22 protein-coding genes and 4 tRNA genes are annotated in these 25972 nt (G+C 67.6%); 5 read left to right on the top strand and 21 right to left on the bottom strand.

Annotated features, from left to right (window positions below):
• Positions 1-6: 6 nt before the first annotated feature.
• Together HIR79_RS09895 and HIR79_RS09890 are read right to left on the bottom strand one after the other, a co-directional pair.
• On the bottom strand, positions 7-984 hold the full coding sequence (locus HIR79_RS09895) for an alpha-ketoacid dehydrogenase subunit beta (protein ID WP_169958217.1): 978 nt from the start codon (positions 982-984) through the stop codon (positions 7-9).
• A 1-nt stretch (position 985) separates the two neighbouring features.
• Positions 986-2194, bottom strand: coding sequence for a thiamine pyrophosphate-dependent dehydrogenase E1 component subunit alpha (locus HIR79_RS09890; protein WP_169958216.1), 1209 nt, complete (start codon positions 2192-2194; stop codon positions 986-988).
• Between the two features lie 242 nt (positions 2195-2436).
• Between HIR79_RS09890 and HIR79_RS09885 the strand changes: the two genes are divergently transcribed.
• On the top strand, positions 2437-2997 hold the full coding sequence (locus HIR79_RS09885; protein WP_211620698.1) for a glutathione peroxidase: 561 nt from the start codon (positions 2437-2439) through the stop codon (positions 2995-2997).
• A gap of 9 nt (positions 2998-3006) precedes the next feature.
• On the opposite strand, the gene HIR79_RS09880 is transcribed toward HIR79_RS09885, so the two are convergent.
• From HIR79_RS09880 to osmF, 4 genes are read right to left on the bottom strand one after another with little or no spacing between them, the layout of a single operon-like run.
• Entirely contained in the window at positions 3007-3783 is a 777-nt protein-coding gene (locus HIR79_RS09880; RefSeq protein WP_502708640.1) for an ABC transporter permease, read from the bottom strand.
• Positions 3773-4717, bottom strand: coding sequence for an ABC transporter ATP-binding protein (locus HIR79_RS09875; protein WP_169958215.1), 945 nt, complete (start codon positions 4715-4717; stop codon positions 3773-3775). The genes HIR79_RS09880 and HIR79_RS09875 overlap by 11 nt, the downstream gene beginning before the upstream one ends.
• On the bottom strand, positions 4714-5892 hold the full coding sequence (locus HIR79_RS09870; RefSeq protein ID WP_169958214.1) for an ABC transporter permease: 1179 nt from the start codon (positions 5890-5892) through the stop codon (positions 4714-4716). Before HIR79_RS09870 ends, HIR79_RS09875 begins: the two co-directional genes overlap by 4 nt.
• 3 nt (positions 5893-5895) lie before the next feature.
• Positions 5896-6807, bottom strand: coding sequence for a glycine betaine ABC transporter substrate-binding protein OsmF (gene osmF / locus HIR79_RS09865; RefSeq protein WP_169958213.1), 912 nt, complete (start codon positions 6805-6807; stop codon positions 5896-5898).
• A gap of 98 nt (positions 6808-6905) precedes the next feature.
• Here osmF and HIR79_RS09860 point away from each other — a divergent pair, with 98 nt between their 5' ends.
• Positions 6906-7916, top strand: a complete 1011-nt coding sequence (locus tag HIR79_RS09860) for a DUF1853 family protein (RefSeq protein WP_249322107.1) — start codon at positions 6906-6908, stop codon at positions 7914-7916.
• Here HIR79_RS09860 and HIR79_RS09855 read toward each other — a convergent pair.
• From HIR79_RS09855 to HIR79_RS09840, 4 genes are all read right to left on the bottom strand, one after another.
• Positions 7886-8197, bottom strand: a complete 312-nt coding sequence (locus tag HIR79_RS09855) for a helix-turn-helix domain-containing protein (protein ID WP_169958211.1) — start codon at positions 8195-8197, stop codon at positions 7886-7888. The genes HIR79_RS09860 and HIR79_RS09855 overlap by 31 nt on opposite strands.
• On the bottom strand, positions 8194-9540 hold the full coding sequence (locus tag HIR79_RS09850; protein WP_169958210.1) for a type II toxin-antitoxin system HipA family toxin: 1347 nt from the start codon (positions 9538-9540) through the stop codon (positions 8194-8196). The genes HIR79_RS09855 and HIR79_RS09850 overlap by 4 nt, the downstream gene beginning before the upstream one ends.
• Positions 9541-9735: 195 nt before the next feature.
• Positions 9736-11187, bottom strand: coding sequence for a cysteine--tRNA ligase (gene cysS, locus HIR79_RS09845; protein ID WP_169959530.1), 1452 nt, complete (start codon positions 11185-11187; stop codon positions 9736-9738).
• A 14-nt stretch (positions 11188-11201) separates the two neighbouring features.
• The gene (locus HIR79_RS09840) at positions 11202-12896 is read right to left on the bottom strand and encodes a glutamine--tRNA ligase/YqeY domain fusion protein (protein WP_169958209.1); all 1695 of its coding nucleotides are present in this window, start codon (positions 12894-12896) and stop codon (positions 11202-11204) included.
• Positions 12897-13199: 303 nt separating this feature from the next.
• On the opposite strand from HIR79_RS09840, the gene HIR79_RS09835 reads away from it, so the two are divergent.
• Together HIR79_RS09835 and HIR79_RS09830 are read left to right on the top strand one after the other, a co-directional pair.
• On the top strand, positions 13200-13697 hold the full coding sequence (locus HIR79_RS09835) for a peptidylprolyl isomerase (RefSeq protein WP_169958208.1): 498 nt from the start codon (positions 13200-13202) through the stop codon (positions 13695-13697).
• Positions 13697-14461, top strand: coding sequence for a UDP-2,3-diacylglucosamine diphosphatase (locus tag HIR79_RS09830; RefSeq protein ID WP_169958207.1), 765 nt, complete (start codon positions 13697-13699; stop codon positions 14459-14461). Before HIR79_RS09835 ends, HIR79_RS09830 begins: the two co-directional genes overlap by 1 nt.
• Here the strand turns inward: HIR79_RS09830 and HIR79_RS09825 are convergent.
• The 11 genes from HIR79_RS09825 to HIR79_RS09775 all read right to left on the bottom strand — a co-directional run bounded on the left by HIR79_RS09825 (position 14450) and on the right by HIR79_RS09775 (position 24896).
• Positions 14450-15508 carry a CobW family GTP-binding protein gene (locus HIR79_RS09825; RefSeq protein ID WP_169958206.1) on the bottom strand — a complete coding sequence of 353 codons (1059 nt, stop codon included), beginning with the start codon at positions 15506-15508 and terminating at the stop codon, positions 14450-14452. The genes HIR79_RS09830 and HIR79_RS09825 overlap by 12 nt on opposite strands.
• 186 nt (positions 15509-15694) lie before the next feature.
• A complete protein-coding gene (locus HIR79_RS09820; RefSeq protein WP_169958205.1) occupies positions 15695-17512 on the bottom strand; it encodes a SurA N-terminal domain-containing protein in 1818 nt (605 codons plus the stop codon).
• A gap of 118 nt (positions 17513-17630) precedes the next feature.
• Positions 17631-17903, bottom strand: a complete 273-nt coding sequence (hbs, locus tag HIR79_RS09815) for a non-specific DNA-binding protein Hbs (RefSeq protein ID WP_119022795.1) — start codon at positions 17901-17903, stop codon at positions 17631-17633.
• A gap of 177 nt (positions 17904-18080) precedes the next feature.
• The gene (lon, locus tag HIR79_RS09810; RefSeq protein ID WP_169958204.1) at positions 18081-20486 is read right to left on the bottom strand and encodes an endopeptidase La; all 2406 of its coding nucleotides are present in this window, start codon (positions 20484-20486) and stop codon (positions 18081-18083) included.
• A gap of 210 nt (positions 20487-20696) precedes the next feature.
• On the bottom strand, positions 20697-21977 hold the full coding sequence (gene clpX / locus HIR79_RS09805) for an ATP-dependent Clp protease ATP-binding subunit ClpX (RefSeq protein WP_169958203.1): 1281 nt from the start codon (positions 21975-21977) through the stop codon (positions 20697-20699).
• 108 nt (positions 21978-22085) lie between these two features.
• The gene (clpP, locus tag HIR79_RS09800) at positions 22086-22706 is read right to left on the bottom strand and encodes an ATP-dependent Clp endopeptidase proteolytic subunit ClpP (protein WP_169958202.1); all 621 of its coding nucleotides are present in this window, start codon (positions 22704-22706) and stop codon (positions 22086-22088) included.
• Positions 22707-22794: 88 nt separating this feature from the next.
• Positions 22795-24156 carry a trigger factor gene (gene tig / locus HIR79_RS09795; protein ID WP_169958201.1) on the bottom strand — a complete coding sequence of 454 codons (1362 nt, stop codon included), beginning with the start codon at positions 24154-24156 and terminating at the stop codon, positions 22795-22797.
• Positions 24157-24429: 273 nt separating this feature from the next.
• Positions 24430-24504, bottom strand: a tRNA-His gene (locus tag HIR79_RS09790).
• Positions 24505-24561: 57 nt separating this feature from the next.
• Positions 24562-24636: transfer RNA gene (locus HIR79_RS09785), tRNA-His, on the bottom strand.
• A gap of 38 nt (positions 24637-24674) precedes the next feature.
• A tRNA-Arg gene (locus tag HIR79_RS09780) sits at positions 24675-24751 on the bottom strand.
• Positions 24752-24819: 68 nt separating this feature from the next.
• Positions 24820-24896: transfer RNA gene (locus HIR79_RS09775), tRNA-Pro, on the bottom strand.
• A 206-nt stretch (positions 24897-25102) separates the two neighbouring features.
• Between HIR79_RS09775 and folD the strand changes: the two genes are divergently transcribed.
• Positions 25103-25960, top strand: a complete 858-nt coding sequence (folD, locus tag HIR79_RS09770) for a bifunctional methylenetetrahydrofolate dehydrogenase/methenyltetrahydrofolate cyclohydrolase FolD (RefSeq protein WP_169958200.1) — start codon at positions 25103-25105, stop codon at positions 25958-25960.
• The last annotated feature ends 12 nt before the right edge of the window (positions 25961-25972 follow it).

Here is a 25972-nt window from a genome sequence, read left to right as displayed (position 1 = left end):
ATCGGATCAGAAGGCCACGCTGGCCTTGATCGCCTCGAAGATCTTCAGGTGATCCGGCAGATACTCCTTCTCCAGGGTCAGCGGGAAGGGGGTATCCAGGCCGGTCACCCGTGCGATGGGGGATTCCAGGTACAGGAAGCAGCGCTCCTGGACGGTGGCGGCGATCTCGCCGGCGAAGCCGCCGGTCAGCGGCGCCTCGTGGGTAATCACCAGGCGCCCGGTCTTGAGCACCGATTCGACCACGGTGTCCTCGTCCCAGGGCAGGATGGAGCGCAGGTCGATCACCTCGCAGGAGATGCCCTCCTTCTCGGCCAGCGCCACGGCGCGCTCGATCACCTCCATCTGCGCCCCCCAGCCGAGCACGGTGATGTCGCTTCCCTCGCGGGTCACCTCGGCCTCACCGATGGGCAGCTGGTAGTCCGCCTCGGGCACCTCGCCGGTGGAGGCCCGGTAGAGCCGCTTGGGCTCGAAGAAGAGCACCGGGTCGGGGTCACGGATGGCCGAGAGCAGCAGCCCCTTGGCCTGGTAGGGGTTGCGCGGCACCACCACCTTGAGGCCCGGGGTATGCGCGAAGTAGGCCTCCGGCGACTGGGAGTGGTAGTGGCCGCCGGAGATGCCGCCGCCGTAGGGGGTGCGGATGGTCAGCCCACCGACGTTGAAGAGATCCCCCGAGCGGTAGCGGAACTTGGCGGTCTCGTTGACGATCTGGTCGAAGGCCGGAAAGATGTAGTCGGCGAACTGGATCTCGGCCACCGGCACCGAGCCCTGGGCGGCCAGGCCGTTGGCAAAGCCGATGATGCCCTGCTCCACCAGCGGCGTGTTGAAGCAGCGCGCCTTCCCGTACTTCTCCTGCAGGTGGCTGGTGGCGCGGAAGACCCCGCCGAAGAAGCCCACGTCCTCGCCGAAACAGATGACCTTCTCGTCCTCGGCCATGGCGATGTCCAGGGCGTTATTGATCGCCTGCAGCATGTTCATGTTAGGCATCTCACTCCCCTCCCTGGGTATCGAGGCTGGCACTCACGTCCGGGTCCAGGGAGCGCGCCCCCTTCGGGTAGGCCTCCGGGTACTTGCGGATATGGGCCTTGAGCCCATCGAGCTGGCGCTGCAGCGCCGGGGTCACGTCCGCATAGACGTCGGTGACCAGGCTGTCGAGCGGCGGCGGCGGGCGCTTCTCGGCACGCTTCATGGTCTCCAGCACCTCGCGGCGCAGCGTCTCCTGGAGCGTCTTCTCCTCCTCTTCGTCCCACCACTCCCTGGCCAGCAGCCAGTTCTGCATGCGCTGGATGGGATCCTTGTCGCGCCAGGCCTCCTCCTCCTTCTTGGAGCGGTAGCCGGAGGGGTCATCCGAGGAGGAGTGGGCCGCCAGGCGGTAGGTCATCGCCTCGATCAGCACCGGCTTGTTCTCCTCCACGGCGATGCGACGGGCCTTGCGGGTCGCCGCCAGCACCGCCAGCACGTCATTGCCGTCGACGCGGATCACGTGCATGCGGTAGCCGAAGGCCCGGGGCGCCACGCCGTCGGCGGCGAACTGCTCGATGGAGGGGGTGGAGATCGCATAGCCGTTGTTGCGGCAGAAGAAGATCACCGGCACCTCGTGGACGGCGGCCATGTTCAGCGCGGCATGGAAGTCCCCCTCGGAGGCGGCCCCCTCGCCGAAGAAGACGATGGTGCAGTGCCCCTCGCCCGCCAGCTTCTGGCCGTAGGCGTAGCCGGCGGCCTGGGGGATCTGGGTGGCCAGGGGCGACGAGATGGTCATGTAGTGCAGCTTGCGCGAGCCATAGTGGATCGGCATCTGGCGGCCCTTGCCGTAGTCGAGCTCGTTGCCGAACAGCTGGTTCATGAACTCGTCGTAGCTGAAGCCGCGATAGACCAGCGCCCCCTGCTCGCGGTACTGGGCCATGATCATGTCAGCGTCGTCGAGCGCCGCCGCCGAGCCGATCACCGCGGCCTCCTCGCCGGTGCACTGCATGTAGAAGGAGAGCCGTCCCTGGCGCTGGGCGGCCATCATGCGCTCGTCCAGCACCCGGGTCGCCACCATGGCGCGGTAGATCTTCAGCGCCTGGTCGCGCTCGAGCGCGGGCGCCTCGGCCCCCTCATGGAGGGTGCCGTCCTGCCGGAGCAGGCGAAAGGTGGGAATGGAAAACTCGTCGCCGCGCAGGAAGTCCGGCGTATGGATATCTTGTGTCGTTGTCATCTCGGTTTCCTCTACCCCTTTTGAGGGCAGTGTTGTTGCTTGCCTCGCCCTTTGCCAGGAGGATTGCCCCCGGCGGGTCAACGCAACCCGAGTTGACGTTAACGTAAAATGCGACCGCGTGCATCCATCTTGCCAGGCAAGCGACCAACGCTGGTGGATTCCACTGCCCAGAACCCCTGGCGGTGGCCGCGGTCAACCGTATCCCGGCCCTCGCGGGCCCTCACCCTGGAAGCCGATCCGTCATGTGGACCCCGACCCTGCCCGCCATGACCTTTTACTGCCTGACCCTCGCCGCGGCCCTGGTGGCTGGCCCCGCCCAGGCCGACCCGGACGCCCTGCTCGACCACGACCTGCGACGCCTGCACTCAAGCGAGGTGGTCAACCTCAAGGAGCAACTTGGCGGCTCCCCGCTGCTGCTGGTCAATACCGCCAGCCGCTGCGGCTTCACCGGTCAGTTCGAGGGGCTAGAGGCGCTGCACCAGCGCTACGCCGAACGCGGGCTCAAGGTGGCGGGCTTCTCCTCCAACGACTTCAACCAGGAGATCGATGAGGAGGGGGCCGCCGAGGTCTGCTTCATCAACTTCGGCGTGACCTTCGACATGTTCGCGCCGATCCCGGTCAGGGGCCCTGAGGCCCACCCGCTGTTCGCCGAGCTGGCCCGGCAGAGCGAGGCGCCGGGCTGGAACTTCACCAAGTATCTCGTCGATGAAAGCGGCCAGGTGGTGGCCCACTTCCCCTCCCGCGTGCGGCCGGAGTCACCGGCGATGCGCGAGGCCATCGAGACACTGCTGGCGGGCGAGTGAGGCACTGGCTCAGGGGCCGGCCCCGGGCCGCGTGAGCCGCCGTTGGCAGCGCTCGAAGGCGCTGTCCACGGCCAGCGCCAGCAGGCCGATCAGCACCGCCCCCTGGAGCACGTAGGCGCTGTTGCCGTTGACGATGCCGGAGATGATCGGCGCGCCGAGGTTGCTCGCGCCCACGGTGGCGCCGAGCGCCGCGGTGGCGATGTTGATGGTGACCGAGGTGCGGATGCCGGCCAGGATCACCGGCGCGGCCAGGGGCAGCTCCACCTGGCGCAGGACCTGCCCGCGGCTCATGCCCATGCCGCGCGCCGCCTCGTGCACCGCGGGGTCAATCCCCTCCAGCCCCGCCAGGGTGTTGCGCACGATGGGCAGCAGGCCATAGAGCAGCAGCGCCACGATGATCGGCCAGGTGCCGAAGCCCAGCACGGGGACGGCCAGGGCGAGTACCGCCACCGGCGGCAGGGTCTGCCCCATGGCGGCGAACTGCGCCACCAGCGGCAGGAAGTCGCGCCAGCCCTCCCGCGTCACCAGCACGGCCGCGGTCACGCCCAGCAGGATGGCCAGCAGCGAAGCCACCGTGACCACCAGCAGGTGGCGACCCAGCAGCATCACGAAGTCGGCATGGGGGTAGATCACCTGGCGGGTGTCGGGCTCGAGCCAGCGAAACAGCGGCTCCAGCCAGGCCATGCCGGCGGCCAGCAGCAGCAGGCAGGCGAGCCAGGCCAGCGGCGCGCGCCAGGCCGCCAGCCGGGCAGCAGCCCCGCCGGCCGCGGTTGGCTCATGCCTCACGGCGGCTCTCCACCAGGCGCCGCAGGGAGAGCTCCCCCACCGCCATGTCCTCGTCGTCCACCACGGCGAGGCGGTCGGCGTGCTCCCGGAACATCACCGCCAGCGCCTGGCGCAGGGTGGCATCGCGATGCACCCGCGCCCGGGGCAGCAACCGCGGCGACAGCGGCTGCATCCGCTCGGCGACCCGGATGATGCCGGCCTCCTTGAGGCCGCGGTCATCGCCGCCCAGCAGCGAGGCCACGAAGTCGTCGGCCGGCTCGCGCAGCAGGGCCAGCGGCGCGCCCTGCTGCACGATGCGCCCGGCCCGCATCACCACCAGCCGGTCGGCCAGGGCCAACGCCTCGTCCATGTCGTGGGTCACGAACACGATGGTCTTGTTGAGCCGCGCCTGCAGCTGGCGCAGCTCGACCTGGAGCGTCTCGCGGGTGATGGGATCCAGGGCGCCGAAGGGTTCGTCCATCAGCAGGATGTCGGGGTCCGCCGCCAGCGCCCGGGCGACCCCGACCCGCTGGGCCTGGCCGCCGGAGAGCTGATGAGGGTACTTGTCCGCGAACTGGGCCGGCGGCAGCCCCAGCAGGGCCATCAGCGCCTCGACGCGCTCGCGGATCTGCGGTGTCGGCCACTTCTGCAGGCGCGGCACCAGGCCGATGTTTCGTGCCACCGTCCAGTGGGGAAACAGCCCGGTGCTCTGGATGACGTAGCCGATGCGACGGCGCAGCTGCCGCTCGTCGAACTCCCGTACCGGCCGCCCCTCGATGAGGATGCGCCCCTCGTCATGCTCGATGAGGCGATTGATCATGCGCAGGGTGGTCGACTTGCCGCAGCCGGAGGTGCCCACCAGGGCACACAGCTCGCCCCTCTCCACCCGCAGCGAGAGGCGTTCCACCGCCGTTTCGGTGCCGAAACGCTTCGTCACCTCGCTAAGCTCGATCATGGGGTGGCTCCTGCGGCGATGCGGGTGTCCAGGCGACGCGTGAGGGCGCCCAGCAGGGAGTCGACGGCCAGCGCCATGGCCAGGATCGGCAGCGCGCCCAGCAGCACCAGATCCATGGCCGCCTGGCCCAGCCCCTGGAAGATGAAGGTGCCGAGCCCGCCGGCCCCGATCAGCGCCGCCACGGCGGCAAGGCCGATGGCCTGCACCGTGGTGATGCGCACCCCCTCCAGCACCACCGGCAGCGCCAGCGGCAGGCGCACCTGCAGGAAGACCTGGGAACGGCTCATGCCCATCCCCCGCGCCGCCTCCAGCACCCCGGCATCCACCGCGGAGAGCCCCACGAAGGTGTTACGCACCATGGGCAGCAGGCTGTAGCCGAGCAGGGCCAGGAAGGCCGGCGCCCAGCCGATGCCGCGCACCCCCAGGGCGTTGACCCAGGCCAGGTTCGCCGAGAGCCAGGCCAGGGGGGCCAGCAGCAGGCCGAACAGGGCGAGGCTCGGGATGGTCTGCAGGAAATTGAGCAGGGCGAACCCGACCCGCTCCACGGCCGGGTGTCGGCGCATCGCCAGCGCGATCAGCGCCCCCAGCACCAGGCTCGCTCCCACGGCGGCGCCGACCAGCAGCAGGTGGTCGACCACGGCGCCGGCGAACTGGCCGCTGCGTCCCCGGTATTCCCGCACGAGCGCCAGCGGTTCCAGCCAGGGAGCGGCCAGCCACCAGGCGGCCAGCACCGCCGCGACCAGCAGCCAGCCCGCGGCGGCCCCGAGCACGAGGCGGGTGCGCAGCTCGATCACCATCAGCGAGAGGCAGAAGAGCAGCAGCCAGAAACCCGCGCCGAGCCCCAGCCGCGCCTGGGGCTCGCCGGGGTCGAGGTTCAGGAAGGCCGCCACGACAAGCCAGGCCGGCAGCGCCATCAGCACGCCGATGGCCAGGGCGAGGGCCAGCCAGAGCCGGCGCCGGGTGGGCCGCCAGGCCAACGCCGCCAGCCCCAGCAGCGGCAGCAGCAGCGCCAGGGCGCCCAGCCAGCCGGCGGCCTCATGGGCCCGAAGGGGCGAACCCGGCACGATGCGGTTGGGCGCCACGCTCACCGTGGCCAGCCAGCCGACGCCGAGGGCCGCCACCAGCGCCAGCAGCCCGATCACCCGATTGGTGGGCGGCGCGTCCCTGCGCGTCACGGGTCACTCCTCCAGGGTGGCGAGGAAGTCGGCCGCCACCTGGCGAGGGTCGAGCCCGTTCACCGCCACGTCGCCGTTGAGGCGCTGGAGCACCTCGAGATCGAGGGCCTGGAACACCGGCGCCAGCAGCGACTCGATCTCGGGATGACGCTCAAGCACCTCGGCGCGCACCACCGGCGCCGGCTGGTAGACGGGCTGCACGCCGAGGGTGTCCTCCAGCACCACCAGGTCCAGGGCGTTGAGACCACCGTCGGTCCCATAGGTCATGGCGCCGTTGACCCCGCTGGTCCGCTGGGCGGCGGCGCGCATGGTGGAGGCGGTATTGCCGCCGGAGAGCACCAGCAGCTGGTCATCGGAGAGCGCGAAGCCATAGGCCGCCTGGAAGGCCGGCAGCGCCTGCTCGGACTCGACGAACTCGGCGCTGGCGGCGAACCTGAAATCGCCGCCGTCGCCCAGCCAGGCGGCCAGGTCCTCCAGGGTCGCGAGTCCCTCCTCCCGGGCCAGGTCGCCGCGCACGCTCATCGCCCAGGTGTTGTTGGCCGGTGCCGGCGTCAGCCACGCCAGGCCGCGTTCGGCGTCGCGCTCACGCACGGTCGCGTAGGCGGCCTCGGCGTCGTGCCAGACGTCGCTGTCGGTCATGTCGAAGAAGAAGGCGCCGTTGCCGGTGTACTCCGGATAGAGGTCGACCTCCCCGGCCAGCAGGGCCTCGCGCACGATGCTGGTGCCGCCCAGCTGCAGCCGCTCCCGCACCTCGATGCCGCCGGCCTCCAGGCGCTGGACGATCAGTTGGCCAAGCACCGAGCCTTCGGTATCGATCTTGGAAGAGACCACCACGGGCCCCTCTGCCTGGGCGAGGGAGAGGGTCAGCAGGGTGCCGGCCGCGATGGCCAGGGGGCGAGAAAACGGGATACGCATGGCGAGTGACCACTCGGGAAGTGTGAAGGTATGCTGCAGTATAGGGATCACAGCCCTTGCCTGTCAGACACTTGCCGCCAACGCAAAGGATGCCCCGGATGCCGCACGCCACCCCGCCCCTGCTCGACCGCTGCCACCATCCGCTGGTCCGCGACCTGGCGTGGCTGCTGCTGGCACCCGATCTGCTCGACATGCCCTGGCCGGGCCGGCCCAGCCGCGAGGCGCTGGGGCTGGGTGACGACGCCCTGCTCGCCGCCTGGCTGGATGATCTCGAGGCCGACCCCACATCACTGGAGGCCTGCGTCGGCGAGACCCTCGTCGGTCGCATGGGGCTCTACCACGAGCGGCTCTGGCAGTTCCTGCTCGACGCGGCCCCGGGCACCGAGCTGCTCGCCCACAACCTGCGCATCCATCGCGGCAAGCAGACCCTGGGCGAGCTCGACCTGCTCTACCGCCGCCGCGGCGAGACGGCGCTGATCCATCTCGAGGTCGCCATCAAGTACTACCTGGGGCTGATCGAGGGACCGGGAAGCGCCGAGGACCAGGCGCGCTGGATCGGCCCCGGCGGCGCCGACAGCCTGGGTGGCAAGCGCGAGCACCTCCATCGACACCAGCTTCGCCTGACCGAGCAGCCCGAGACCCGCCAGGCCCTGCGCGAGCTGATCGACGGCGATGCCGTCGGCGCCGCTCGTCCCCTCGAGATCCATCGCCAGTTGGCCATACCGGGGGTGCTCTTCTATCCCTGGCGCCACCCCCTGCCGGTGCCCCGGGAAGCGAACCCGGCGCACCTGCGCGGGACCTGGCTGTTCTGGGGAGCGTGGAGAGACTTCCGGGATGGGCTGCCGACCGGCACCCGGGCGGCCAGGCTGACCAAGCCCCACTGGCTGGCGCTGCCCCGCCATGAGTGTCTGCAGCCCCTGGGCGAGGTCGAGGCCCGGCTGGCCGAGCACTTCCGGGAGCCCGCCTCGCCGGTGCAGCTCGCCCTCTGGCATGCCGAGGCGGGCTGGCGACGCCTCTTCGTGGTGGCCGACGACTGGCCGCGACAGATCCCGCTGCCGCCTGCCTCTTCGCTCGACTGTCAAGCGTCTTCGACAAGACCTCGCACCTGAGCAAGAAGACGTCTCTTGCGCGGCATCAGACTCACCTCCAGGCCCAGGGGCCGAAAGACGCGGTTCTTCACCTCCAGGGTGACGTTACCCTTGTCGCCTTCCAGATCTGACAGGGTACGCCGACTGATGCCAACCAGGCTGGCGTAGCGGGTCTGGGACAGGCCCAGCACATCGCGCCGCAGCGCACGCAGCAGCTGTCCGTCGCTGAGCTCTCCGGAGTAGAAACGCTCAAGGAGCGCCACCAGCGCCGCTTCTCGATCGATGGGATCGCGAGGTTTCACAGCAGCCCCCAGCGCTTGAGTCGCCACCCCAGAGAGCGCAGGCCTACCGTCGGCAGCTCCAGAATTCGTGGAGGCACGCCGCGCCTGGCCAGGCGCTCATCCAGACCTTCCAAGTCGGCCGCAAGCCGCTGGAGCGCTTCCATCAACCGATCAGGGTCCACGAGGTCCGACAGGGACGCGGCGATGGCTGGCCAGTCATACTCACCTCCTGCCTCGAGCGGTGGGGCCCACTGGGTGGTTCGTGTCACCCCTTCGGGGTCGGCCCTCATGGGGGCGAAATCGTAGACGGGAGCAAGCCCGATACCCTCGGGACGCTTGATCAAGGCTGTATTACGACCGTGGTTGTCGGAGTTGCCAAAGGCAATGTTGAGCAGGTCCCGCCGCACCCATTCGATCACGAAGGCCTGGATGTCGAAGGCATCGCCGAGCTCACGGACACGGTACTGCGCCTGGAGCAGCGCCACCAAGCGACGCAGGGTCTCACTGTGGCGAAGGAAGGTGCCAGGCGCCGCCCCCATCAGGGAGTAGACGGATTCCAGGCCGTAGCGAGTCCAGGCTCCGTCAAGGTACTGCATATCGAAGCGCGGAAGCCACAGCGAGGGATAGCGCTCACCCTCGATCAGGCGCATGGCGCCTGTCTCGATGGTGTCGATGCCGAGAGCTGCGAGCTCCTGATAGAAGTGGTACTCGGCACGCAGGATGTCGCAGTCGTCGGCAGAGCGGCTTCCGCGGGGAAACTTCACCAGCATTGGCAGATCCGGTCGATGAGCCTCTTCCTGCCAGGTATCGATCCAGACCCGCTCATCATCGGTGAGTCTCAGGAGCAGCTTGGGCGCTTCGCCTCCGGCACCGGTCGCACCTCCGCTGGCCGCCCCCATCTGCTGGGCATACTCCAGGAAATCCACATCGCGCTCCACGACGCTCTGCACAGGAAAGCGTCGCTCCCCCAGGCTATCCCTCAGGCCATCGTCGGGCACTGCCTCCTTGATGCGCAGGTTGCCCACCGGTGCGATGGTGCCTCGAGCCAGCAGCTCCGCATCCTGACGCCCTGCCGGCAGGCCCTGTATACCGAGATAGTCCACCCAGAAGCGGCGACTCGCGCCAGCCGGCATGATGTCTTCCAGGAAGCCGAACCAGCGTGGGGATTCATGGGTGAGCATCAGCTCGACCGGCAGTAGCAGACTGCAGGCATGCAGGTCGTCATGGAACATCCAATCGACGGCATACTCGGTGGTATAGCGCAGTCGAGACTCCCCCCGCACCCCGCGATCGGGTCCGGGAAGTGTCAGCATGGCCGCATCGTGCCAGGCCTGGTCGAAATGGATCTGCAGCGTCAGGTCCATGACACCCCCTTGCGCACCATAATGCTCATAAATGTCAATTCGACACGCGTTATGAGCATTGTAGCGCACATTATTTAAAGATTTCAGATTTTTTGAGCATGATACTACTCATGTCTTACTTCCCCCCCATAGCAAGACGCCCGCCCCTCCTTGCGGCGGGCCGGGCGTCCGGGCGCTGTCGATCGCGAAGGTGTCTCAGCCTTCCGGCTTCTCGAAGACCCAGGTGGTGCCTTCGCGGGAGTCCTTGAGGATGATGCCCAGCACCGCGAGCTCATTGCGGATGGCGTCGGCGGCGGCGAAGTCCTTCGCTCCCTTGGCCGCGGCGCGCGCGTCGATCTTCGCCTGGATCTCGGCTTCCGTGAGCGGCAGGCCGGAGGCGCCCGCCTTGAGGAAGGTCGCCGCGTCCTGCTGCAGCAGGCCCAGGATGCCACCCAGGCGCTTGAGCTCGAGGGCCAGGGCCGGCGCCTGCTCGGGGGCCTCCTTCCTGGCCCGGTTAAGCTCGCGGGCCAGGTCGAAGAGCACCGAGAGCGCCCCGGGCGTGTTGAAGTCGTCGTCCATGGCGGCGGTGAAGCGCTCGTCGAACTCGGGCGCCACCGCCCCTGCTGCCGGCTCGCCCTCTTCCTGAGCCAGCCCTTCCAGCGCCAGCCCCTCGAGAGCGAGCCCTTCAAGCGCGAGCCCTTCAAGAGAGTGGTAGAAGCGCTCCAGGGACTTGCGGGCGTCGGCCAGGGAGTCCGGAGAGTAGTTGATCGCGCTGCGATAGTGGCTGGCCACCAGCAGGTAGCGCACCACCTCCGGGTCGTGGTGCTCGAGCACCTCGCGGATGGTGAAGAAGTTGCCCAGGGACTTGGACATCTTCTCCTGGTTCACCCTCACCGCCCCGGCGTGCATCCAGGTGTTGACGAAGGGCTTGCCGTTGGCGGCCTCGGACTGGGCGATCTCGTTCTCGTGGTGGGGGAAGGTGAGATCCGGCCCGCCGCCGTGAATGTCGAAGGTGTCGCCCAGGCAGCACTTGGACATGGCCGAGCACTCGATATGCCAGCCGGGGCGCCCCTCGCCCCAGGGGGAGGTCCAGCTCGCCTCGCCGGGCTTGGCGGCCTTCCAGAGCACGAAGTCCAGCGGATCCTCCTTGTGCTCGTCCACCTCGATGCGCGCCCCGGCGCGCATCTCGTCGAGGTCGCGGTTGTTGAGCTTGCCGTAGCCCTCGAACCTGCGCACCCGGTAGTAGACGTCGCCGTTGTCGGCGGCATAGGCGTAGCCCTTGGTGATCAGGGTCTCGACCATCGCGATGATGTCGCCGACATGGCGGGTCGCCCGGGGCTCCTGGTCCGGGGGCAGCACGAAGAGGCGCGCCTCGTCCTCGTGCATCGCCTCGATCATGCGCTCGGTGAGCGAGGCGATGCTCTCGCCGTTCTCGTCGGCGCGGCGCAGGATCTTGTCGTCGATGTCGGTGACGTTGCGCACATAGGTGACGTCATAGCCGCGATGGCGCAGGTAGCGGGTGATGACGTCGAAGGCCACCATCACCCGGGCATGGCCCAGATGGCAGTAGTCGTAGACGGTCATGCCGCACACGTACATGCGCACACGGCCCGGCTCGATGGGGGTAAAGGCTTCCTTGCGGCGGGTCAGCGTGTTGTAGATCTGCAGCTCGTTGCTCACGATCACCCCTTCGTCTGCGCGTCTTTCTTCATGACTTTGGCCCAGCTGTCCTTGAGGCCCACGGTGCGGTTGAACACCAGCTTGCCGTCGCGGCAGGCGTGGCGATCGGCGCAGAAGTAGCCCACCCGCTCGAACTGGAAGCGGCTCTCGGCGGCGGCCTCGGCGAGGCTCGGCTCGCCGATGGCCTGGCAGACCACCAGCGACTCCGGGTTGAGGTGGTCGAGGAAGTCGGCATCCTTGTCGCGGTCCGGCTGCTCCACGGTGAAGAGGTTGTCGTAGAGCCGCACCTCCATGGGCACGCCGTGCTCGGCGCTGACCCAGTGAATCACGCCCTTGACCTTGCGACCCTCGGGGTTCTTGCCCAGGGTATCGAAGTCCACGGAGCAGTGGAGCGCCTCGATCTCGCCGTTGGCGTCCTTGACCACCTCATCGCAGCGAATCACATAGCTGTTGCGCAGGCGCACCTCCTGGCCCGGCGCCAGGCGGAAGAACTTCTTGGGCGGCTCCTCCATGAAGTCGTCCTGATCGATATAGAGCTCCCGGGTGAACGGCAGCTTGCGCAGGCCGAGATCGTCCCGGGCCGGGTGGCCGGGCACCTCATAGACCTCCTCATGCCCCTCCGGCACGTTGGTCAGCACCACCTTCAGCGGCTTGAGCACCGCCATGGCCCGGGGCGCGTTGTCCTCGAGGTCGGCGCGGATGGCGTGGTAGAGCATGGCGATGTCCACCAGGCCGCCGTCGGCGCGGGTCACGCCGATCATGTCGCAGAACCTGCGTATCGAGGCCGGCGTGTAGCCGCGACGGCGCATCCCGGAGATGGTCGGCAGGCGCGGATCGTCCCAGCCGTCGACGATGCCCTCGTCCACCAGCAGCTTGAGCTTGCGCTTGGAGGTCAGGGTGTAGTTGAGGTTGAGCCGGGCGAACTCGATCTGGCGGGGCCTCGCCGGCACCGGCAGGTTCTCCAGGAACCACTCGTAGAGCGGGCGATGGTCCTCGAACTCCAGGGTGCAGATGGAGTGGGTGATCCCCTCGATGGCGTCCGACTGGCCGTGGGTGAAGTCGTAGGAGGGGTAGATCTTCCACTTGTCGCCGGTCTGGTGATGATGGGCGTGGCGAATGCGGTAGAGGATCGGGTCGCGCAGGTTGATGTTGGGCGAGGCCATGTCGATCTTCGCCCGCAGCACCTTCTCGCCCTCGGCGAACTCGCCGACGCGCATGCGCTCGAGCAGGTCGAGGTTCTCCTCCGCGCTGCGCTCGCGGTAGGGGCTCGGGCGGCCCGGCTCGGTCAGTGTGCCGCGGTACTCGCGGATCTCGTCGGCCGAGAGGTCGTCCACGTAGGCCTTGCCCTCGCGGATCAGGTGCTGGGCCCAGGCATAGAGCTGATCGAAGTAGTCCGAGGCGAAGCGCACCGCCCCGGCCCACTCGAAGCCCAGCCAGCTGACGTCCTCCTGGATGGCGTCGATGTAGGCCTGCTCTTCCTTGGCCGGGTTGGTGTCATCGAAGCGCAGGTGACAGTCACCACCGAACTGCTCGGCGAGGCCGAAGTTGAGACAGATCGACTTGGCGTGGCCGATATGCAGGAAGCCGTTGGGCTCCGGCGGGAAGCGGGTCACGATCTTGCCGGTGCGACCGGCCTCGATCTCGTCGCGAATCTGGTTGCGAATGAAATTCGGCGCGCTGGTGGTGTCGGTGGTCATGGTTGGGAAAACAACCTCTGGTTAGGGTGCGGTCTGGAGCCTTGCCGATGGCCTCCACTGCTCGGGGCTATTCCGGCGACAAGCGTTCGAGGAGGCGCTGTGAACCCATCCCTGGGCGCTACCGATGCCATCCCTGGCATAGGACCTCCTCTTCCGCTTATCCCCGGCGCCCTCGCCGCTGGGTCAAGCCGCTGACATGAGACGCTCGGGCTTGTTTCGCGCAGCGAGGCAAAACCGGTATTATAGCGCCACGTCCATGGGCAACGCCAAGGCAACGCCCCTTTACCGCACAGGAACTTACGCATGATCACTCTGCAGACTACCTACGGCGACATCGGCATCGAGCTGGACCACGAGAAGGCGCCGAAGACCGCTGCCAACTTCGAGCAGTACGTGCGCGATGGCTTCTATGACGGCACCCTCTTTCACCGCGTGATCGACGGCTTCATGGTCCAGGGCGGCGGCTTCGACGAGGACTTCAACCAGAAGCCCACTCGTGATCCCATCGAGAACGAGGCCGACAACGGCCTGCAGAACGAGGCCGGCACCCTCGCCATGGCACGCACCCAGGACCCGCACTCCGCCACCGCACAGTTCTTCATCAACGTGGCCGACAATGCCTTCCTGAACCACAGCGGCAAGTCCATCCAGGGCTGGGGCTACTGCGTGTTCGGTCGCGTGGTCGAGGGCATGGACGTGGTCGAGAAGATCAAGGGCGTGGCCACCACCCGCCGCGGCATGCATGCCGATGTGCCCGCCGAGGACGTGGTGATCCAGAAGGCCTTCGTCAAGGAGGCCTGATGGCCACCCTGCTGATTTCCGACCTGCACCTGCACCCGGGCGCCCCCGAGGTCACCGAAGGCTTCCTGCACTGGCTGGAGGAGCGCGCCTGCGGCTGTGACGCGCTCTACATCCTGGGCGACTTCTTCGAGGCGTGGATCGGCGACGACCTGCTCGACCTGGCCGGCCAGGATCCCAGCGGCAACGCCGACCTGGCCCTGCGCGTCGCCCGGGCGCTGCGGCGCCTGGCCGACGACGGCAGCGAGCTCTACCTGATGCACGGCAACCGCGACTTCCTGCTCGGGGAGCGCTTCGCCGAGGCGGCCGGCGCTACCCTGCTCCCCGACCCCAGCGTGGTGATGCTCGGCGGCCAGCGGATCCTGCTGATGCATGGCGACAGCCTCTGCACCCTGGACGCCGAGTACCAGGCATTCCGCGCCCAGGCTCGCAACCCGCTATGGCAGGCCCAGGTGCTCTCCATGCCCCTGGCGCAGCGCATCGCCCTGGCGAAACAGCTACGCGAGCAGTCCGGGGAGGCCAACTCCAACAAGGCCGAGGACATCATGGACGTGACGCCGGAGGAGGTGGTCAGGGTAATGGCCGAACAGGACGTCACCACCCTGATTCACGGCCACACCCACCGCCCCGCGGTGCACGACCTGAGCATCGACGGCCAGGCCGCGACGCGCCTCGTGCTGGGCGACTGGCAGCCCGGCCAGGGGTGGGAGATCGTCATCGAGGAGGGGCAGGCCCCCAGGCTCGAGCACTTCGCCCTAGGCGGGTGACGCCGCGCCCAGCCGGCAGGCCTCTAGGCGCGCCTCCAGCGCTTCGGCGTCGGGCAGGCTCCCCGCCGTGCCGATGACCTCGAGGCGCGAGTCGCGCCGCCAGGCGCTGGCGGTGAGGCTGACCGCCCCCTCGGCGCGATTGTAGAGCCGCCAGCCGGCGTCACAGTGGAACACCCCCTTGACCCGCAGGGTGGCCGGCAGCTCCCCCAGCACCATGGCCAACCGGTCGAGCTCGAACCGGTCGCCGGGGTGCCAGCGCCACCCCAGGGTGGCATGCCCCAGCGCCTCGCCCGCCTCCCGATGCGGCCGCCCCGGCGCGGGCAGCGGCGCCGCGAACGCCTCCAGCACCACGCCCTGCGAGCCGAGCGCCCCGCCCGCCGCGTCGCGAAGCCGCCGGTGGGTCTCGCTGTCGGGCGCCGCGAGCGGCGAGGCGGGCGCTTCGGCCTCGAGCAGTCGCGCCAGCGGCAGGCGGCCGAGGGGCGCCTCCACGATCCAGCGCTTGGCGGGCCACAGCTCGGCGAGCCACGCCTTCGCCCTCGCCACCTGCTCGGGGCTTGCCAGGTCGACCATGGTCAGCGCCACCCCATCGGCCAGGGTCAGCTGGTCGCGGAAGGTCTCGTGCTCAATGGCACGCGGGTCATCCAGGCGGCGGGGGTCCAAGACGGCGACCATCTCCCCGAGCGCCAGCACCCCCTCGAAGGCCTCGCCCCTCAGCACCTCCAGCAGCCCCGCGGGATGGCCGAGCCCGGAGGGCTCGATGATCAGCCGGTCCGGGCGATGGCGATGCAGCAGGTTGACCAGGGTCGCCTGCATCACGAAGGCCAGCTGGCAGCAGAGGCAGCCACCCGGCAGTCCCTTCACCACCAGGTCGTCGCGCTCCTCGAACATGGTCTGATCGATGCCCACCTGGCCGAACTCGTTGACCAGCACCGCCCAGCGCTCATCCGCGGGTTTCTGCTCGATCAGCCGATGGATCAGGGTGCTCTTGCCGCTGCCCAGGAAACCGGTGATCAGGTGCACGGGGATATTGGCCAGGGGCGCAGGCATGGGGAGTCCTCGGACGAAGAAAGTGTTACATCATAACATGTCGATCACGAGCCTGAGGGACCAGATTCAGGCCAGGGCCAGCGACGCGGGGATCAGCAACGACAGGGCCCCCATGAAAAAGGAGCAAGCCAAGGGGTTGCCTTGAAGCTTGCTCCTTTTCGCTGGCCTAGCGGCTGGACGAGGACCCTAGCGGCGGATCTCCGCCCTGTCGCGCAGGTCATCCAGCAGGCCCTGGATGGCGGCCTGGGCACGCAGCCGTTCGGCCATGCTGGCCACGAACTGCTCGACCTGGGCATCGAGCTCGCCCTCCTCGACCCGCTCCAGGGCGATCAGCACCACCCGGTCACCGTCGGCAGCGCGGCCATAGACCGGGTCATCGCCCTCGGGGGCCGGCAGACGGAAAACCGCATCCACCAGCGCGCGGGAGAGGCCCTGGGACTCCTGGCGGCCCACGCCGTCGACCCGCTGCCAGTCGAGGCCCTGCTCATCGCCGTCGCGCAGCGCCGCGAGGCGCTCCTCGCCCAGCGCCATCAGCGCCTCGCGGCGCAGGTTGGCGGCCACGCTGGCCTCCACCTGGTCGCGCACCTCCTCCAGGGGCAGGGTGGTGGCCTCGCGATGCTCGGCCACGCGCACCACCAGGCGGCGATCGTTGTCCAGCTCGATCACCTCGCTGTTGAAGCGCTCCTCCAGCACGTCGGAGCTGAAGGCCTCGCTCATCACGCCCGGCTCGGAGAGCACGCCCTCGGCGCCGTCGCGGGAGACCCAGTCGCTCTCCAGCAGCTCGAGCCCGATGTCATCGGCCACACTCTGCAGGTCATCGGCGGCGAAGCTCTCGTCGATCAGGCGCTGGACCCGCTCGTTGAACTCGCCGGCGACCCGGGAGAGCGCGACCTCGCGACGAAGCTCGTCGCGCAGCTCTTCGAAGGACTGTCGCTCGAGGCCGGTCACGGTCAGCAGGTGCAGGCCGTTGTCGGTCTCGACGATACCGGAGACCTCCCCCTCATCGAGGCTGAAGGCCGCCTCGTCGAAGCTGTCGCCGAAGAAGCCGCGGCTGATCACGCCCAGGTCGCCGCCCTGCTCCGCCGAGACGGTATCGTCGGAGACCTCGAGGGCCAGGTCGGCGAAGGACTCGCCCTGGGCCAGGCGCTCACGCACCGCCTCGAGCTCGGCACGCGCCTCGTCGCGACTGCGTTCGCCTCCGACGGTCAGCATGATGTGGGCGAGACGGCGATCGGCGTCGGCGGTGCGCTCCTGCCAGGCATCGCGCAGCTCGGACTCCTCCACCTCGATCGCCTCGGCCATCTCCTGGCGGTCGATGAGCACATACTCCAGGCGCACCTGCTCGGGGCGGCGGTAGTTGTCGGCGTTGGCGGCGTAGTACTCTTCCAGGGCGGCCTGGGTCACCTCCACGTCGCCCTCCACCTGCTCGGCGGACAGCGCTGCATAGCGGAAGCTGCGGGTCTGGCGCTGCAGGGTCGCCAGGGTCTCCTGCTCGCTTGGCAGGGTGAAGTCGCTGAAGGCCAGGCCCTGCTGCAGCTGCTGGCGCTTCATGTCCACGCGCAGCTCCTCGCGGAAGGCCACCGGGGTATAGCCGGCGCTGGCCAGGCGGTTGCGGAACAGCTCGCTGTCGAAGCGGCCCTCCTGATCCTGGAACTCCGGCAGCGACACGATGATCTGGTCGAGCTGCTCCTCGGAGAGGTACAGGCCGCCCTCCTCGGCATACTGGGTCAGCAGGCGGTCGGTGATCAGCTGGTCGAGCATCTGGGCGCGCAGGGCGCGCTCCTGCTCGGGAGGCACCTGACCGCTGCGGATCGCCCGCTGGACCTCGAGTTCCAGCTGCTGGCGGGTGATCGGCTCACCGTTGACCTTGGCGATCTCGTCGCCTCCGCCGCCGAACAGGCCCACCAGGGACTCGACGCCGAACAGGGCCATGGTCACGACCACGGCCCCGACGATGATCTTGGCGCCCCAGCTTCGGGAGCGGTCACGAATACTTTGCAGCATGCAGGCCTCGGCAACGTATTGTGTGGAAAGTGCGGTCTTTAAACCAAGACAGGCGCACCGCCGTGGGCGATGCGCCTGTAGGAGAGTCAACCATCAGCGGCGCGGCGTGCGGGACGCCTCAGTTGACGGAATCCTTGAGCGCCTTGCCGGCCTTGAAGCTCGGCACCTTGGCGGCGCTGATCTCGATCGGCTGGCCGGTCTGGGGGTTGCGGCCGGTACGCGCGGCGCGCTCCTTGACCTGGAAGGTGCCGAAGCCCACCAGGGAGACGCTGTCGCCCTTCTTCAGGCTATCGGTCACGGTCTCGACCATGGCGTCCAGGGCCCGGGCAGCGGCTGCCTTGGGAATGTCGGCAGACGCGGCAATGGCTTCGATCAGCTCGGACTTGTTCACACTTCACCCCTTGATTTTTCGGAATTTGGCTCTAATCGGCGCAACAACTCAACCGGAAGGTCACGATCACGGCATGGCGCATTTTATAGCAATGCGATGAAAGGACTGTCAAGCATACTACCGCGCCGGACCCCACCATATCAGGCTTTTCGACGAAACATGGTGGGGAAATTATTGTCAATGCGTGCTGATCATCGACGGGGATGAGGCGGCATCCTCGGATCGAGATTCCTCTCCGGAAGCCTCCGGCCTTTTGGCCAGCGCAACTTCAAGCACCTCGTCGATCCAGCGAACCGGCCTGATGTCGAGAGCCTCCTTGATATTATCCGGAACCTCCTTGAGGTCGCGGCGATTCTCCTCGGGCACCAGCACGGTCTTTATACCACCGCGCCGGGCGGCCAGCAATTTCTCCTTCAAGCCGCCGATGGGCAGCACTTCGCCGCGCAGGTTGACCTCGCCGGTCATCGCCACGTCGCAGCGCACCGGGCGACCGGTGTAGGCGGAGACCATGGCGGTGACCATGGCGATGCCGGCGCTGGGACCGTCCTTGGGCGTGGCGCCCTCGGGCACGTGGATGTGAAGGTCCTCCTTCTCGAAGCGCTCCGGGTCGATGCCGAACTTGAGCGCCCGGGCCCGCACCACGGTCTGGGCCGCGCTCACCGACTCCTTCATCACCTCACCGAGCGAGCCGGTCTTGTTGATGCGCCCCTTGCCCGGCGTCACCACCGACTCGATATTGAGCAGCTCGCCGCCCACCGAGGTCCAGGCCAGGCCCGTCACGCGTCCGACCTGGTCATCCTGGTCGGCCAGGCCGTAGCTGTAGCGGCGCACGCCGGCGTAGGCCTCGATGTCGGCAGCGGCCAGGGTCTGCGGCGCCAGCGCGCCCTCCTGGCTCTCCTTCTCGAGGCGCTCGCGCAGCACCTTGCGGCACACCTTGGCGATCTGGCGCTCGAGCTCGCGCACGCCCGCCTCGCGGCTGTAGTAGCGGATCAGCTCCAGGATCGCCTCGTCAGCGAAGGCCAGCTCCCCTTCCTGGAAGCCGTTGGCCTTGAGCTGCTTGGGCGCCAGGTAGCGCTTGGCGATGGCCAGCTTCTCGTCCTCGGTGTACCCCGGCAGACGAATCACCTCCATGCGGTCCAGCAGCGGCCCCGGGATGTTCATGGAGTTGGCGGTGCAGATGAACAGGGTCTCGGAGAGATCGTAGTCCAGCTCCAGGTAGTGGTCGCTGAAGGTGTCGTTCTGCTCCGGGTCGAGTACCTCGAGGAGTGCCGAGGCGGGATCGCCACGGTGGTCCATGCCGATCTTGTCGATCTCGTCGAGCAGGAACAGCGGGTTCCTGACCCCGGCCCGGGACATGCGCTGGATCACCTTGCCCGGCAGCGAGCCGATGTAGGTGCGACGATGGCCGCGGATCTCGGACTCGTCACGCACCCCGCCGAGCGCCAGGCGCACGTACTTGCGGTTGGTGGCCCGGGCGATGGACTTGCCCAGCGAGGTCTTGCCCACCCCGGGCGGCCCCACTAGGCAGAGCACCGGACCCTTGAGCTTCTTGACCCGCTTGTGCACGGCCAGGTACTCCAGGATGCGCGCCTTGACCTCCTCGAGGCCGTAGTGATCCTCGTCCAGCACCTGCTGGGCGTGCACCAGGTCGTGCTTGACCCGGGTGCGCTTCTTCCACGGCACCGAGACCAGCCAGTCGAGGTAGGAGCGCACCACCGTCGCCTCGGCGGAGTTGGGCGACATCATCTTGAGCTTGCCGAGCTCCTGGGTGGCCTTGTCGCGGGCCTCCTTGGGCATCCCGGAGGCCTCGATGGCCTGCTCGTACTTCTCGGCCTCGTTGGGCACGTTCTCGAGCTCGCCCATCTCCTTCTGGATGGCCTTCATCTGCTCGTTGAGATAGTACTCGCGCTGGGACTTCTCCATCTGGTCCTTGACCCGGGAGCGGATGCGCTTCTCGACCTGCAGCAGGTCGATCTCGGCCTCGATCAGCGCCATCAGGTGCTCGATGCGATCGCGCACGCGATCCATCTCCAGCAGACGCTGCTTGTCGTCGATCTTCAGCGACAGGTGGGCGCAGATGGTGTCCACCAGGCGGCTCGGGTCCTCGATGCCGGAGAGGGAGTTGAGCACCTCGTTGGGCACCTTCTTGGACATCTTGACGTACTGCTCGAACTGGTTGAGCAGCACGCGCACCAGGGCCTCCTGCTCGCGCTCGGTCAGGGGCTCGCTCTCGCGCAGCACCGCCTCGGCCGAGGTGAAGGCCTCGCCGGCATGGATGGCCCCCACGTCGGCGCGGGAGACCCCCTCGATCAGCACCTTGACGGTGCCGTCGGGAAGCTTGAGCAGCTGCATGATCTCGGCCACGGTACCGATGGCGAAGAGGTCATCGCGGTCGGGATCGTCCTTGCTGGCCTCGCGCTGGGCCACCAGCAGCACCCGCTTGTCGGCACTCATGGCCGCCTCGAGGGCCTGGATCGACTTCTCCCGGCCGACGAACAGCGGAATGACCATCTGCGGGTAGACGACCACGTCCCGCAGCGGCAAAAGGGGCAGACTCAGGGTCTGATCGGCGTTCTGCTGCATCGCAGACGTTCCTCAAACAAAACGGGTGAATGTGACAGGGGTGGGGGCGCGCCGGCCGCTTTGCAAGGGAAGGCCTGACGATGGATGACGAAAAAAGGCAGCGCCCGCACAAAAGAACGCGGGAGCGGCCTCGCCTGGCCGGCGGGTCACCGGCTGTGGCGAGGCTCGCTCCCGCATCGGGTCCCGGCGCTGGCGCCGGGACCGAACCGCTCAGCCGTCGGTGCCGTCGCCGGCCGCCTCCTGCTGCTGGGAGTAGATCAGCAGCGGCTCGCTCTCGCCGCTGATCACGGAGGCGTCGATCACCACCTTACTGACCCCCTCCAGGGAAGGAATCTCGTACATGGTGTCGAGCAGTACCGACTCGAGGATCGAGCGCAGACCACGGGCGCCGGTCTTGCGCGCCATCGCCTTGACCGCCACGGCGCGCAGGGCGTCCTCGCGGAACTCGAGCTCCACGCCCTCCATCTCGAACAGCTTGGCGTACTGCTTGACCAGCGAGTTCTTCGGCTCGGTGAGGATCTGGATCAGCGCATCCTCGGTGAGCTCGGTCAGCGTGGCGATCACCGGCAGGCGCCCCACGAACTCGGGGATCAGGCCGAACTTGACCAGATCCTCGGGCTCGACGTCGGCCAGCAGCTCGCCCACGCCGCGCGACTCGTCCTTGCTCTTGACCTCGGCGCTGAAGCCGATGCCACCCTTCTCGGCACGGTCGCGGATCACCCGATCCAGGCCGGCGAAGGCACCGCCGACGATGAACAGGATGTTGCCGGTGTTGACCTGCAGGAACTCCTGCTGCGGATGCTTGCGCCCGCCCTGGGGCGGCACCGAGGCGGTGGTGCCCTCGATCAGCTTGAGCAACGCCTGCTGCACGCCCTCCCCCGAGACATCACGGGTGATGGAGGGGTTGTCCGACTTGCGCGAGATCTTGTCGATCTCGTCGATGTAGACGATGCCGCGCTCGGCCTTCTCGACGTCGTAGTCGCACTTCTGCAGCAGCTTCTGGATGATGTTCTCGACATCCTCGCCCACGTAGCCCGCCTCGGTCAGCGTGGTCGCGTCGGCGATGGTGAAGGGCACGTTGAGCAGGCGCGCCAGGGTCTCGGCCAGCAGGGTCTTGCCGCTGCCGGTGGGGCCGATCAGCAGGATATTGGACTTGCCGAGTTCGACGTCGTCCTTCCTGACCTCGGAGCGCAGGCGCTTGTAGTGGTTGTAGACGGCTACCGACAGCACCATCTTGGCGCGGTCCTGGCCGATCACATAGTCATCGAGGGTGTGACGAATCTCGCGGGGAGTCGGCAGCCGCTCCTCGTCGGTCTCGGCATCGGCATCGAGCACCTCCTCGCGAATGATGTCATTGCAGAGGTCGACACACTCATCGCAGATATAGACGGACGGGCCGGCAATCAGCTTGCGCACCTCGTTCTGATTCTTGCCGCAGAACGAGCAGTAGAGCAGCTTGCCGCCTTCGTCCTTGCCTTTGCCGTCGGCCATTCGCTTACCTCATCTCAGTTGGCCGGGCGCACATGGCGCCCGGCCGGGCTCACATCGGCAGCACGAGCTGCCGGAGAACGGTGTCAGGGCGTGATGAAATTCACGCTATCAGGATGTCGGCCGCTTATCCAGCACCGCATCGATCAGGCCATACTCGGCCGCCTGGACGCCGTTCATGAAGTTGTCGCGGTCGGTGTCCCGCGCGATGGTATCGATGTCCTGGCCCGTATGGTGCGCCAGGATCTGGTTGAGCTTGTCACGGATGCCGAGGATCTCACGGGTGTGGATCTCGATATCCGAGGCCTGGCCCTGGTAGCCGCCCAGCGGCTGGTGGATCATCATCCGCGAGTTGGGCAGGCAGAAGCGCTTGCCGGCCGCACCGCCGGCCAGCAGCAGGGCCCCCATGCTCGCCGCCTGGCCGATGCAGACGGTAGAGACGTCGGGCTTGATGAACTGCATGGTGTCGTAGATCGACATCCCCGCGGTCACCGCCCCGCCCGGGGAGTTGATGTAGAGGTGGATGTCCTTGTCCGGGTTCTCGGACTCAAGGAACAGCAGCTGAGCCACCACCAGGTTGGCCATGTAGTCTTCCACGGGCCCCACCAGGAAGATCACACGCTCCTTGAGCAGGCGGGAATAGATGTCGTAGGCCCGCTCGCCGCGCGCGCTCTGCTCGACCACCATCGGCACCAGGCCACCGGCGTTGTGGATCTCGAACTCGTTGCTCATCAGTGTGACGTCCTTGCATCCGAAGAATGGAAGCGGCTGGGCAGGCGCGCCGATCGTCGGCGCGCCTGCCCGGAGGCGGTGAAGGAGATCAGGCCTTGCTCTCTTCCTGACCCTCTTCCTCGCTCTCCTCCTCGTCGGCCTCGGCCTGCTGCTGGGCAGCGGCCAGGACCTCCTGGTAGGTCATGGTGACATCCTTGACGCTGGCCTGCTCGAGCAGCTTGTCAACGGCCTTCTCTTCGAGAATGGCAGACTTCAGCTGAGTCTTCATCTGCTCGTTGCCCATGTAGTACTCGACCACCTGGGCGGGCTCCTGGTACTGCTCGGCGAGTTCCTCGACCTTGGCCTTGATCTCGTCGTCGGTGGCGTCGAGCTCACCGGACTTGATCACCTCGGCCAGCAGCAGGCCGACCTGGACGCGACTCTTGGCCTGCTCGGAGAACAGCTCGTTGGGCAGCTGGGAGACATCGAAGTCCTCGCCCAGGCCGAACTGCTGGGCCGCCTGGCGCTTGAGGCCGTCGGTCTCCTGCTGGATCAGCGACTGCGGCACCGGAATCTCGTTGGCCTTCTTGAGCGCCTCGAGCACCTGCTGCTTGACGCGGTTGTCGACGGCCTGGGCGGCCTCGCGGGTCATGTTCTTCTTGACCTCGGCGCGGAACTTGTCGAGGTCGCCGTCATCGACGCCAAACTTCTTGACGAACTCGGCATCCACCTCGGGCAGGGCCTGGCCCTTCACGGCGTGCAGTTTGACCTTGAAGGTGGCTTCCTGACCGGCCAGGTGCGCGGCCTGGTAGTCCTCGGGGAAGGTGACCTTGATCTCCTTCTCCTCGCCGGCCGCGACACCCGCCAGCTGCTCCTCGAAGCCGGGGATGAAGCTGCCGGAGCCCAGCACCAGGCTGTGGCCCTCGGCGCTGCCGCCCTCGAAGGGCTCGTCGCCCAGGAAGCCCTGGAAATCGATGGTCACCTGGTCACCCTCGGCGGCGGCACGCTCAACCTCTTCCCAGCCGGCATTCTGCTTGCGCAGGGTCTCGATCATCTCGTCGACGTCGGACTCGACCACCTCGACCACCGGGCGCTCGACCTCGGTGCCCTCGATGGAGGCCAGCTCAAACTCCGGATAGACCTCGAGGGTCGCCACGAACTCGAGGTCCTTGCCCGCCTCGTCGACGGTCGCCTCGATGCGCGGGAAGCCGGCCGGGTTGAGCTCGTTCTCGGAAATGGCGCGCACGTAGCGCTCGCGCATCACTTCGCCCACCACTTCGTTACGCACGTCGCGGCCGTAGCGCTGACGGATCACCGACATCGGCACCTTGCCCTTGCGGAAGCCGTCCATGCGAACGTTCTTGGCGGCATCCTTGAGACGGGCATTGACGGCCTCGTCGATCTCGGCGGCCGGCACCTGGACGGTGATGCGGCGTTCGATCTGGGAGGTCGTATCGACGGAAACTTGCATGAAATGTCCTCTACCGACTGGGGGCGTTGTGTTGAAGAGTGGAAAGATCAAAGGGGGGATTTTATGAATCCCGCCCGGCACTGGCAAGCGCCATGCCGCAGAACATGGGGGCTTCGGTCGCTTTTACAAGGGCAGTTCGGCCAGCGGCGACGATATCGGCCACGCCGGGGCGCAAACGCCGGAAACGCCAAGATCGCCGACTCGTGGAGCCCGCGTGAGGATACAACGCAACAAAAGAACAGAAACGAGGATCGAACGGAGGGAGTCAAGGAGTGGGGTGGATGATGGGGATCGAACCCACGACCACCGGAGCCACAATCCGGGGCTCTACCACTGAGCTACATCCACCACTGCCTTGAAACAACTGTCGAAACTAACGCCAGCCGAAACCAACGCCTGTCGAAATGGGGTGGATGATGGGGATCGAACCCACGACCACCGGAGCCACAATCCGGGGCTCTACCACTGAGCTACATCCACCATAATCGACAACAACTCGAACCGCATCCTGCCAGAGCTGGCACGCCCAGCAGGACTCGAACCTGCAACCTACGGCTTAGAAGGCCGTTGCTCTATCCGGTTGAGCTATGGGCGCATTCTACTCTTCAGACTGCCGAACCGCAACCCGTAGATCTCGTTTTCTGCAGACCATTCAACAGGTTGTGGTCGGAGTGGAGGGATTCGAACCCCCGACATCCTGCTCCCAAAGCAGGCGCGCTACCAGACTGCGCTACACTCCGCCGCGATTCATGCCGGCCTGACGCCGCCGCAGGGGCCTCGTCGAGCGCTGCGTATTCTACGTGACTTTCCCCTGCGGTCAAGCGCTTGGATCATCGACATTGGGGCCTGGCGCTTTGTTTCGACGCCGCGGCATGCGAAAATCACGCCTTCTTCCGCGGGCCGGCTGCCAGCCCGCACCGCCCACCCAGCCGCCAGAGGAAGCGCGATGTCCGCCCAACTGATCGATGGCAAGTCCATAGCCGCCCGAGTCCGCCAGCAGGTCGCACGCCAGGTTCAGGCACGTCGCGACGCCGGGGCCCGCGTGCCGGGGCTCGCCGTGGTGCTGGTGGGCCAGGACCCCGCCTCGGCGGTCTATGTGCGCAACAAGCACAACGCCTGCGTGGAAGCGGGGATCGAATCCTTCCAGCACCAGCTGCCGAGCGAGACCACCCAGCTCGAGCTCGAGGCCCTGGTGGATCAGCTCAACGCCGACCCGGCGGTGGACGGCATCCTGGTGCAGCTGCCCCTGCCCGCCCATCTCGATGCCCGCCCGATCCTCGAGCGCATCCGACCCGACAAGGACGTGGACGGCTTCCACCCCTACAACCTGGGCCGTCTGGCCCAGCGCCTGCCCATGCTGCGCCCCTGCACCCCCAAGGGGGTGATGACGCTGCTCGAGCAGTCCGATCTCCGGGTGCGCGGACTGGACGCCACCGTGGTCGGCGCCTCCAATATCGTGGGGCGCCCCATGGCGCTGGAGCTGATGCTGGCCGGCTGCACCACCACCGTCTGCCACCGCTTCACCCAGAACCTCGAGGAGCACGTGCGTCGCGCCGACCTGCTGGTGGTGGCCGTGGGCAAGCCGGGGCTGGTCAAGGGCGAGTGGGTCAAGGAGGGCGCCATCGTCATCGACGTGGGCATCAACCGGCTGGAGGACGGCAGCCTGGCGGGGGACGTCGACTTCGCCGCCGCCGCCGAGCGCGCCAGCTGGATCACCCCGGTGCCCGGCGGCGTCGGCCCCATGACGGTCGCCACCCTGCTCGAGAACACCCTGCAGGCCGCCGACATGCACGACGCACGCTGACCCCGATACCCA

The sequence above is a fragment of the Halomonas sp. PGE1 genome, from assembly GCF_013000985.1.
In the GTDB taxonomy this organism is placed as follows: Bacteria; Pseudomonadota; Gammaproteobacteria; order Pseudomonadales; family Halomonadaceae; genus Halomonas; species Halomonas alkalicola.
Note: the sequence above shows the minus strand (reverse complement) of the source record. Positions and strands in the feature narration are given on the sequence as shown.